7 protein-coding genes are annotated in these 12,069 nt (G+C 34.5%); all 7 read right to left on the reverse strand.

From position 1 onward, the window contains the following. Nucleotides 1-40: 40 nt before the first annotated feature. A complete protein-coding gene (locus EHC72_RS06210; RefSeq protein ID WP_131536810.1) occupies nt 41-838 on the reverse strand; it encodes a helical backbone metal receptor in 798 nt (265 codons plus the stop codon). 110 nt (nt 839-948) lie between these two features. Further along, complete coding sequence (locus tag EHC72_RS06215; protein ID WP_131536811.1) at nt 949-1,236, reverse strand: hypothetical protein; 288 nt, start codon at nt 1,234-1,236, stop codon at nt 949-951. A gap of 158 nt (nt 1,237-1,394) precedes the next feature. Further along, the gene (locus EHC72_RS06220; RefSeq protein ID WP_131536812.1) at nt 1,395-2,093 is read right to left on the reverse strand and encodes an ABC transporter ATP-binding protein; all 699 of its coding nucleotides are present in this window, start codon (nt 2,091-2,093) and stop codon (nt 1,395-1,397) included. A gap of 53 nt (nt 2,094-2,146) precedes the next feature. Further along, on the reverse strand, nt 2,147-4,570 hold the full coding sequence (locus EHC72_RS06225; RefSeq protein ID WP_131536813.1) for an ABC transporter permease: 2,424 nt from the start codon (nt 4,568-4,570) through the stop codon (nt 2,147-2,149). Between the two features lie 63 nt (nt 4,571-4,633). After that, a complete protein-coding gene (locus tag EHC72_RS06230) occupies nt 4,634-7,027 on the reverse strand; it encodes an ABC transporter permease (RefSeq protein WP_131536814.1) in 2,394 nt (797 codons plus the stop codon). 193 nt (nt 7,028-7,220) lie between these two features. Next, entirely contained in the window at nt 7,221-9,590 is a 2,370-nt protein-coding gene (locus tag EHC72_RS06235; RefSeq protein ID WP_131536815.1) for an ABC transporter permease, read from the reverse strand. A 77-nt stretch (nt 9,591-9,667) separates the two neighbouring features. Beyond that, nucleotides 9,668-12,052: an ABC transporter permease gene (locus EHC72_RS06240; RefSeq protein WP_131536816.1), complete on the reverse strand. Its 2,385-nt coding sequence runs from the start codon at nt 12,050-12,052 to the stop codon at nt 9,668-9,670. Nucleotides 12,053-12,069: the final 17 nt, after the last annotated feature.

Consider the following 12,069-nt stretch of genomic DNA (forward strand, 5'->3'; position numbering starts at 1 on the left):
GATTTAATGTTACAAATTAGCAAAAAATACTTTGAATATATTAGTAGAGTTCTTTTTGAAACTCGAAAAAATATTGAACGGCTTTAACTAATCGGCTTCCGTACCAGCTAAACATTTCGCCATCAACGAGTTTAATTTTAGTTTTGGGTAAAACGGCTTGAATTTCTTGAATGTGTTTTTCTCCAAATGGATATGGTTCTGATGATAAGAGAACAATTTCGGGATTTAAAGTTTTAAGTTGCTCCAAATTCAATTGCGGATAACGTTGCTGGCTAATTACATTTGTCATACCGTTTGTTAAAAGTACATCATCAATAAAGGTGTTTTTACCGGCTGCCATGTACGGTTTGCGCCAAATTAAGTAGGCTACTTTTTTATCTATATGATTTTGAAGGGCAAGCGTTTTTAAATCGGTAAAACCTGCATTAATCAAGTGGTTTAAATATGATGCTTCGGGAACACGATCAACCAACTCTCCTATTTGAGTAATGGTTTTTATGGCATCATCAAGTGTGAAAATATCACTCATCCAAACTGGAAAGCTTGCGCCGAGTTCTTCAATATCGCTTTGTGTATTTTCTTCTTTATTGCCGATAATTAAGTCTGGCTTTAAATCTTTAATTAAATCGATATTAAGTTTTTTGGTTCCACCAACTTTTGTGCGTTCTGCAAACTTTTCGATCGGGTGAATACAAAATTTTGTTAAACCTATAACTTCCTGATCCAAACCTAAATCAAATAACAATTCGGTTTGAGATGGTACAACTGAAATTATTCTTTTAGGCGGAAAATTTATAGTGATTTCATTCCCCAATTGATCGGTAAACGACTTTTGCATAAAGCAAAGTTAATATTTAGCTTGGTTAATTGTACAAAGGGTGCAATTCAAATTGTCGCTAGGCTGCAGTTTCGATAGCAGCTGCCAGTTGTTGTCATATTCACTTTTTGTTATGAGTTTACCAAGTCAATCCCGACCGTTACCAAGTCATTCCCGACTGTTACCAAGTCATTCCCGACCGTTACCAAGTCAATTGCGACCGTTACCAAGTCAATCCAGACCGTTACCAAGTCAATTGCGACCGTTACCAAGTCAATCCCGACCGTTACCAAGTCATTCCCGACTGTTACCAAGTCAATCCCGACCGTTACCAAGTCAATCCCGACCGTTACCAAGTCAATTGCGATCGTTACCAAGTCAATTGCGATCGTTACCAAGTCAATTGCGATCGTTACCAAGCCATTCCAGATCGTAGAGCTTTGCCGGTAACCTAAAGGTATTCTTCTCTACTCACTTGTAAGGCTTTTAAAGATAATTGCAATTTAAATTTATAAATCAAACGCAACAATCTGGATTGCACCCTTGTAGAAATCGGTTAACTGTGAACTAAAAATTACTAACTATTGGCTGAAAGCTGGCTAACCTCAAGATCTTGTTTCACTACACCATCTTCTATCGTTAAAATTCGATTTCCGTATTGAGCATTTTTTTCTGAATGTGTAACTTGAATAATGGTGATACCCTCTTCTTTATTTAATTTTTGAAAGAGCGCCATAATTTCTTCGGCTTGTATGGATTGTAAATTTCCGGTAGGTTCATCAGCTAAAATAACGGATGGTTGTGCAGCTAATGCTCTTGCTATACCTACTAATTGCTGCTGACCGCCAGAAAGTTGGTTAGGGAATAAATCTTTTTTTGCTACGATATTAAAACGATCCAGCAAATCTGCTATACGACTTTTACGTTCTGAACCGCCAATTTTTTTATAAAGTAAAGGGGCTTCAATGTTTTCATAAACGGTCATTTCATCAATCAAATGGTAAGCTTGAAAAACAAAGCCGATATGATTTCTGTAAAGCTCAATGCGCTTGCGTTCGTTTAATGAGGTTACATCTTCGCCCATAAATTCATATTGCCCGTACGTGGGTTCTTCCAACATGCCTAAAATATTGAGCAATGTAGATTTTCCTGCACCTGAGGGGCCCATGATGGAAACAAATTCACCTTGTTTAATGGTAGTTGTTACATGGCGCAAAACGTAATGTTTTATTCCTTTTGTAGCATAATATTTCTCTATATTTTTAAGTTCTATCATTTTATATGTTATAATTTCTATTTATCACGAGCCATTTACATTTGAAATTGGCTTTATTCATATTTTAAGGCCTTTACCGGGTTACCAATTGCGGCTTTTCTAGCTTGAATACTAACTGTTAACACTGCTATAATTACCGAAATTGCGGTTGCTAGTATAAAAGGTACAACTGGCATACTTATACGGTAGGCAAACCCTTGCAGCCATTTATTTACCAAAATATAGGCAATTGGCCAGCTAATTAGGTTTGCTACGACAACTAAAATAAGAAACGATTTATTTAGAAGGTTAACAATTTGAATATTCGATGCACCCAAAACTTTTCTAACGGCTATTTCTTTTGTCTTCCGTTTAGCTACAAAAGTAGAAAGGGCAAATAAACCAAGTAAAGATAATGAAACGGATACTACGCTGAATAGAATAATCATATTCATAAAACGGTTATTATCTTCTAAAACTTTGTTAAAAGCGTTATCAATAGTGGTGTATTCCATTATATTATTTGGATACATGGCTTTCCACTCTGTTTCTATCTTTTTAATAATGGTTGAAGTGTTTTCGGTATTAAACCTGATTATCAGGTTATTTGTGGATGACATTCCTGCCAGATGTGTAACTTTATAAACGGTTGGTAAAATAGCTTTATCGAAACCTTCATTATGGTAATCTTTAATTACACCAACAATTTGAAAGTTGTGATAAGTAGATCCATCCTTAATTTTATAGTTTTTACCTACGGCATTTTCATCAATCAGCTTTGCTGCAGTTTCATTAATAACTACAGTATTTATAGTATCTTGTTTGTACTCTTTAGAAAATATTCGTCCTTGTAAAACCTTAACGCCCAGTGCAGGCAAAGCATCCATGGTTACAGTTACCGTATTAAGATTTACTTTATTGCCGTTGTAAATAATTTCTACAGGCACATTAAAAACATTCCCCATTACTTGGGTACTTGTAGCCACGTATTTTACACCAGGAATTTTTTTAAGCTTTTCTACAAAGCCTTTATTATAATTAGCTTTGATATTGATGAGGTTACTGCGATCGAAACCCAAATCTTTATTGCTAACATATTGGGTTTGCAGATGCATTACGCCTATTGCGATAATAAAAGTTACCGAAATTATAAACTGAAAAACCACAAGCGCATTGCGTAAAGCGATTCCTTTTAAACTGTTTTCATAATTACCTTTTAATATAGAAACTGGATTATAGTTGGATAATATCCATGCGGGATAAAAACCTGCCAATAGAGTTACCAAAACAAAAAGACCAAGTAATTGCGCAATTATATTTGAAAGATTAGGGCTATACCAAAAGCTCAATTCTACTCTAAATTGCGAGTTAAAAGTTGGTAATAACACTTCAATTAATATGATGGATAAAAAGAGTGCTACAGTACTTTGCAAAGCTGATTCGACCAAAAACTGACCAATTAATTGTTTTCTATAAGAACCGAGTACTTTTTTTACACCTACTTCTTTAGCTCTTTGAACAGATTGTGCCGTGGCAAGATTAATAAAGTTGATGATTGATACCAGCAAAAGAAACGCACAGATACCTATAATGGGTTTTAATTTTTCTAACCAGCTTAATTGGAATGATGGATTACCGTGTACTTTTGCCAATGGAATTGCTTTTATTTCCAGGTGATTACCTTCATTAAAGAAACTTTTGTAATCTATGTTGTTTAAAACTGCGCTGGCTTTTTTAAATTCGAGATAAGCTTTTTTAATATTTTGATTTAATATTTCTGCATTGCTTACCTTATTTATTTTCGCGTAAACCTGGCAATAATTATTATTCGATGGATTTTCCGGGTCTTTATCTTTATCACCAGTGTGCATAATTGCACTAAATGAAGCCGTTTCTGGTGTTTTTGGATCTTCAACTATTCCTGTAACTGTTAAATCTGTTCCTTGATCTCCTTGCCACATTGCCACCTTAATAACTTTACCTAAAGCCTTTTCAGTACCAAAAAGTTTATGCGCAAGGCTTTGTTTAAGCACTACAGATTTTGGCGCATTTAAAGCATCGCTTTGATCGCCCTGGAGAAATTTGTAACTAAAAACATGAAAGAAACTACGATCAGCATCTTTCATTCCATTAACCGTAATAGGTTCTGCCTGACCAATTTTAACGGAATTTCCTGTACTAAAATCCCAATCCTGATCTACTTTGGTTACGGCAATAACTTGTGGAACTTTTTCGCGAATTAGCGTCGCTACACGACTATCATTAGCTTCCTGTAAATGTTCTTTAGCATCAGGCGTAAAAAAGCTATGTCTTTCTCTTATTTGATAAACCTGATCTAAATCTGGCGACCATTTATCGTAGCTTTCTTCATAATTGATGTATAAAAGCAATAAAACAAAGGCGGTTAAACCGAGTGCAAGTCCTCCAATATTAATTGCCGCATAAATTTTATTTTTAAATAAGTTACGTAGGGCGATTTTTAAGTTTAGTTTGAACATGATGTGAGGTTAATTGCTAAATTGCTTTATTGTTAGCTGAAAACTGGTTAATTGTAAACTGAATTATTCATATTTTAAAGCATCTATTGTATTTGCTGTTGCCGCCTTGTAAGACCTTATGCTAACGGTAATTAAGGTAATTAGCATAGAAATAACCATGGCTAATGCGAAGGGCCAAATGCTAAGCTCAATGCGGTAGGTAAAGCCCGATAACCATTTAGAAACGAACAGATAGGCTAATGGCCAGGCTACAACATTTGCCAGAAAAACCATTAATAAGAATGAGCCGTTAAGCATTTTTACAAGTTCTACTGTTGATGCGCCTAAAACTTTTCTAATGGCTACTTCTCGGGTTCTTTGTGTGGCAACAAAAGAGATTAATCCGAACAAACCGATAAAGGATATAAACATAATTATGCCTGCAAAAACCTTAAATAAGGTACCCATAATTACTTCAGAGCGGTAATAATTACTAATTTGCTCATCAAAAAATGAAGAGTCATAAACATATTCGGGTAATACAGAATTCCATGTTTTTTCAATGGCTGGCATGGTTTGCATAATCATCTTACTATCCATTTTCACTGCCATTTGGGTTAAATTTCTTTTCCTGCTAAAAATTACAATTGGCGATATTTCTTCATGTAAGCTGCCATTGTTAAAATCTTTAACCACTCCAACAATAGGCCCGCTAGCACCATTCATGCTCATTATTTTCCCAATGGCATCAGTAGGATTAATAACATTCAACTTTCTTAAAAGCGTTTCGTTAACTACAAAATCTTTAATGGTATCGCTTTTCGAAATTGGTTTTCCAGCTATAAATTTTAAACCAAAAGTTTGAAAGTAGTTTTCATCTGCATATTTGGTATTTACCTGAAAATCGGCGTCTTTAGAACTATTATATCGGAAGCTGGTTTCGTTATTATTTGAAGATGAAGGTGCCGCTCCACAAAAACTAACTGATTTTACACCTGGAATTTGCAAAATACGTTCTTTCAAAGTATTAGAACGAAGCCCACCAACACTATCGGCAGGCACATCAACCATTGCAATTGCGCTACTATCAAAACCCAGTGGTTTTTCGCGAATGTATTTCATTTGTTTAAGCACAATCAATGTACCGATGATGAGGATAATGGTTATCGCAAATTGTACTACAACTAAAATTTTCCTTAAACCTAAGCCTCCTGTATTTGCGGTGATTTTATTTTTTATGGCAAGTGCCGGACTAAAGCCAGACATAATCATGGCGGGGTAGAATCCTGCAAAGAAACTAACAAATAAAATCATAATCAGCATAAAGCCAAATATGCTTGGGTGCTGAAAAATACTGAAAGATATTTGCTGGTTAAAAAGATTCTGCATACCTGGTAAAGCTGCCTCTGTAAGCACACAGGCAACAAGTAAGGCCATTGTAGATATGGTTAGTGTTTCCGTCAGAAACTGAACAACAAGTTGTTTTCTGCCACTGCCCATTACCTTTCTAACACCAACCTCCTTACTTCTGCTAACGGCTTGTGCAGTTGCAAGATTAATAAAATTGATACAGGCCGTTAACAATAAAAATATACCAATAATGCCCAAACCATAAAGTTGTTTTAAAGGCATTGTTGAGTGGGTAAAATTACCATAACGCTCATTGTAATGAATATCTGCCAATGGCTGAAAAGCATGACTTTCTTTACCTGGACCTTTTTCTACATAATATTTGGTAATAAATTTTTGTAATGGGGCATCCAAACTGCTTACATCAAACCCTTTTTTAAGTAAAATATAGCATTCAGAACCTGATGAACACGAGCCCCAACGGGTTAAACTTCTGTCTTTATAGCTTTTGTAAGATAGTACGATCTTTAAAGGGTACGAGCTATTTTCTGGAATATCATCTAATACACCAGTAACCTTAAAAGTTTCAGTATTCTGGAAGTTAATATCCTTTCCGACTGCTTTTTTCCAGTCACCAAAAAATTTAGTAGCCATTTCCTTTGAGAGCACAACTGTATTTGGAGCAGATAAGGCTTGTTTTGCACTACCAGAAAGCCATTTAAAATCGAAAATATCAAAAAATTCAGGTTCTGCATAAAACACATCTTCAGCTACTTTAAGTTTTTCTACCCCCGGGGCGCTATTTACTTTAATAATGCCAGAACTATTTTGAATGGCGGCAACCTTATCAACAAGTTGTGAAAAATCATTGCGCATTGCAGGTGGCAAAGGTCGTGGCGTACCTTGCGAATAAGATTCATTCCCATCGCCATATTTCCAACCCGATACTACCCTATAAATTCTATTTTCATTTGCATGCCCCTTATCATAGCTTAACTGATAGCGTGTAAAAATGAAAATCAAAATACAACTGGCCATTCCGATAGAAAGACCAAGGATATTAATTAAGGTATAGCCTTTATTTTTCCAAAGGTTTCTCCAGGCTATTTTTAGATTTAATTTAAACATATACTGTATAGTTGTTATTTAAAATGATTTAAAGGCTATTCATTTTTTTCAATTATCAGTATGCCAATTTTATACCAATCAAAACAATAAAAACAAAAAGCTGATTAACAGACAATTAATTCAATTCAAAATTTAGAGCTGTTCATTATCGAACATTGATTGTACGTTACCGAACGGATAATCTCACCTTAAATTATTCATATTTTAAAGCATCAACCGGTTTCGATTTCACGGCTTTTGTAGCTTGCAAACTAACTGTAATCAGCGTTAAGAAAATTGTAACCAGCGCACTTATTATGAAGGGTAAAATTGGCATTTCTACTCTATATGCGAATGTATCTAACCACTTTTTGGTTAAAACATAAGCAATTGGCCAGGCAATAAAATTAGCCAGCATCACCATTAAAAAGAATGAAGTGTTTATTAATTTCATGATTTGCAGATCACTTGCTCCAAGTATTTTGCGTACTGCTATTTCTTTAATTCTACCGTTGGTAATGTATTTAGCAAAAGCGAACAAACCTAATACGGCTATAAAAATGGTTAAAACTGCTGCTGCGAAAAATATAGATTCCAGCTGTTCTTGTTTTTTAAAAAGTTTACCATATAATTCATCTAAAAACTGGTATCGAAAGTTATCACCATCTTTTTTATTAATTTCTGGCCATTGCGCTTTTAATGTTGCCAATGCTTGCACCATTTTCGCTTCATCTATTTTGATCATTATCTTATCCTTCGGATTTGAACATGGCGCATTAATGCTGTAAATAGCCGGATCTACGGGCTTCTCGAATCCGAGTGTTTTAAAATCTTTAATTACACCCACAATGGTATAATCACCTCCGCAACCTTTAATTGTTTTTCCGATAGGGTTAATTAGTCCATATTTTGCAACTGCTGCCTCGTTAATTATGGCAGAGTTTGTGGTATCGGTTTTAAAGGACCTGGAGAAAGTTCTTCCTTCTTTTATTTTAATATTAAGGGTTTCAAAATAATCAAAATCTACACTTGTAAAACTTAAATTTTCTTGTTTTCCATCAATGGTATAACTGGTTGTTCCTCCATCAGATCCATCAGGAATCTCGGTAGCTACAGTGACAGATTTAATACCAGGAATTTTCATCATTTTATCACGTAAAGGCTCAAAATTTTTGGTTTTAGAGAAATAAGCAAGGTTTTTAATATAAACTACCTGCTCTGCTTTAAAACCTAAATCCTGATTACGCATGTATTTTAATTGGGAATTGATGATAAATAGTCCAATAATAAAAATTACGGCAATGCTAAACTGAACAACAAGCAAGCTATTTCTTAGCCAGTAACTTTGCTTACTGGTTTGATAATTACCTTTGAGTACAAGTGCTGGTCTGAAGCCTGAAAGCACCAAAGCTGGATAAATACCTGCAATTAGAGTAATAGTAAGTAAGATTAACGGCAATTGCCATATTAAAGAATTTGCTGTCCAAATTGATAAATTAACTAAAAAGAGATTATTAAACTGCGGCAAAATAAGCTCAGCTATAATTAGCCCTAAAATAGTAGCGAAAAAGCATTGTATAAAAATCTCTATTAAAAATTGAATGGTAAGTTGATAACGATAGGCGCCCAATACTTTTTTAACTCCAACTTCCTTTCCTCTTTTTGTAGCTTGTGCGATACTTAAATTAGTAAAATTAATGCAGGCAATAACTAAAATAAGAATACCGAGAACAGATAAAGCGATTAAAACCTTATAATTTGCGTCACTTCCAGCTTTTGGTTTTAAATGCTGGTTTTTTAAGGGATCAAGAAAGGTTGTTGTTTGTTTAATTTTATTGATTGTTGCGGGATCAGTTTCTCCAATTAATAACTCGGTTCTGTATAAATTAATTATTTTTTGTTCCAGATTAGCAATATCAGTACCTGGGCGAACCTGAATATATGTATTGTAATTATTGTAGCCATAATTTTCATCACCTCCTAATTTATTGACCAAAGAAATGGCATCGAAACTAATATTTGAGTGTGGATCTGCAAAAACACCAGATTTAAGCTCGCCTGGCATACCTGAAGATTTACTTCCAAGAATAACCATTTTAGGCTTTTTATCATTTTTATCTGGAAAAAGGGTGTTAAAATTTTCACGACTTAGATAGAATAAATTCCCTTGTCCGCTAGGTTTATCAACTCCATTATCAGGTTTAATATTAAACATTTTTGCTGCTGCAGTATCCAGAAACAAGCATTTTTTCAAAAAAACAACCGCATTGCTACTGTTAACAGGAATTTCAAAATAGCTGTATTTCATCGTTCCTACGGAAACCACTTCAGGAAATTTTTCTTTAATTGCCCTTCCTAGCGGTGGTGGAGTGTAATTGGTTTTCAAACCAGGTAAATCTCGCCCTACAATGTAAATGTTATTGTAATTCGGATTTTGCTTATCGAAACCAGTTTCGTAGGTAAAATAGATCATAACCAAAATAAAAGCAGCAATTGCAATAGCCAAGCCGCCTATATTAACTAAGGTTATGCTTTTATTTTTCCAAAGGTTACGCAGTGCGATTTTTAAGTTAAGTTTGAACATGATGTGAGGTTAACTGTGTGAATAATGGGCAGCTAATTTCATTTAGCTAACTACCTAATTGCTAACTGTAAACAGATTTATTCATATTTCAAGGCATCGATGGCATTTGCTTTTGCAACTTTAAAAGTTTGTAAGCTTACTGTTAATATGGCTATTACAACTGAAATTAAAAGTGCCATTACAAACGGCCAAAGGCTAATGGATAGTTTATAATCGTACTTTTCTAACCATTTTGAAACCATAACATAAGCCACCGGAATGGCAATGATGTTCGAAATGATTACAAGCTTCATAAAATCCTTATTTAGTAAAACCAAAATATCTGATAGGTTAGCGCCCAAAACTTTTCGGATACTAATTTCCTTGCTGCGTTGCTCTGCCATGTATAAAGCCAAACCAAGTAAGCCCAAGCAAGAAATAAATATTGCAAAACCACCAAATAGGTTAGATAGCACACTTAATAAGCGCTCATTTTTTATCTTTTCGGCCATGCCCTGGCTTATCATTTGCACTTCTATTGGATAAGCGGGATTAATTTTTTGGCTAATGGATTTTATCGTTTCGATTGATGATGTTAGTGATTCTTTAGAATTTAGCTTCAATAATAAAACATCACTTTTTTTCACATTATAGTAATAAACTGTTGGTTGTACTTTTGCGCCAAGTGATTCATTAGAATAATCCTGAATTACACCAACCACTTTAAGCGGCTTTGAATCACCCCAACGGATTATGGCTCCTACCGGATTTTTTAAATTCATAAATTTAACAGCCGCTTCATTTAAGAGTAATGATGTTGCGGTATCGGCTGGAAATGATGCTGAAAAATCTCTACCTTTTAAAACTTTAACACCAACGGTATTAGAAAAATCGTAGCCCATACTTCTATAACTAACAATAGACATATCATTTTTCGGTTTTCCTGGCCACACGAAATCGCTGGTAATGGAACCACCACTTTGAGTAAAGGGGTTTGCATACTCAACAGCAGAAACAATTGCACCAGCATTTTTGAGTTCTTTTTTTAAAATATCCAATTTACCGGGTTTGCGTAGCTCGCCTTCTAATTGTATTTGGGCTAAAGCATTTTGATCAAAACCTAAGGGCTTATTCTTCAAAAATTGAATCTGATTGTACACTACAATTGCAGAAATAATCATGCAAATTGACAAGCTAAACTGAACAACAACCAATATTTTGCGGATGGATAATGAGCCTGTTGACCCTTTAAAACCTTTTAAAACCTTTACAGGGATAAAAGATGATAAATAAAATGCTGGATAACTTCCGGCCAATAAACCGGTAATTAAAACAAGTGAAATTAAGGTACCCCAAAAAGTATAAGAGCTGTATTTGATTTGGATTCTAATATCCAAAAGGGTATTAAAATAAGGCAAAAAGCTTTCTAATAATACAAAGGCTACAAACATCGCCAAAAATGAAATTAACAGCGATTCGATAAGAAATTGAGACATTATGGTATTTCTTGTCGAGCCTAATGCTTTACGTACACCAACCTCTCGTGCTCGTTTTTCTGATCTGGCGGTTGAAAGGTTCATATAATTTATACAGGCAATAATTAAAACGCAGATTGCCAAAAAACCAAATAACTTTACCTGATCTATTCTTCCACCAACGGGTTTACCGTTTTGAAAATCATTGTATAAATGAAGCTGCGTAAAAGGAAGAAGAAAAGGTTGATAGGCCATTACCTTTAAATCAGGCTCCTTATTAACAATAAAATTGCTTAAAATATTATTCGTTGTTTCAAAAAGGCTTTTATCTTTTAATTGAACAATGGTAGCACAGGTTATTGCGCCCCAACCATTCTCTTTAGATTGAGGGTTTTCTTGTTCAAAAAATGCCCATGGTTGTAAAATATCAAATTGGATACTTTGGTTTGTTGGTAAATCTTCAATTACAGCCGTAACCTTAATATCCTTTTTATTATCCCATTTAATACTCTGACCGATTGGATTTTGATTTCCAAACAATTTTTTGGCTGTTGATGCGGTGATTAAAGCACTATTTGGATCTTTTAAAGCTGTAGTGGCGTCTCCATAAATAAACTTATAATTCAGTATTTTTAAAAAACCAGGGTCTACTTCATTTAACTTGAGCTTAAATTTGTTTTGATTGTGACTAAACAATTTCAAACTGTTATACATATTTATTCGTGCAGCTCTTTCAACACCAGGAAGTTCCTCCATTAGTGCATCAGCAAGTTTATTGGGTACAGACTCGGTTGTAAACATGTTCCCATTAGATGTTAGGTTCAATTTAGCCATATAAACCCTATCTGCATTTTCAAACTGCCTATCGTAGCTTAACTCATAATTTACATACAAAAGCAACATTAAACAGCAAGCCATACCAATGGCTAAACCACCTACATTGATTAATGTAAAACCCTTGTTTTTCCAAAGATTTCTAAGGGCTATTTTTAAGTTTAATTTGAACATAAGGTCAAGTTTAATAA

Source organism: Pedobacter nototheniae (assembly GCF_004335085.1).
Classification (GTDB): Bacteria; Bacteroidota; Bacteroidia; order Sphingobacteriales; family Sphingobacteriaceae; genus Pedobacter; species Pedobacter nototheniae.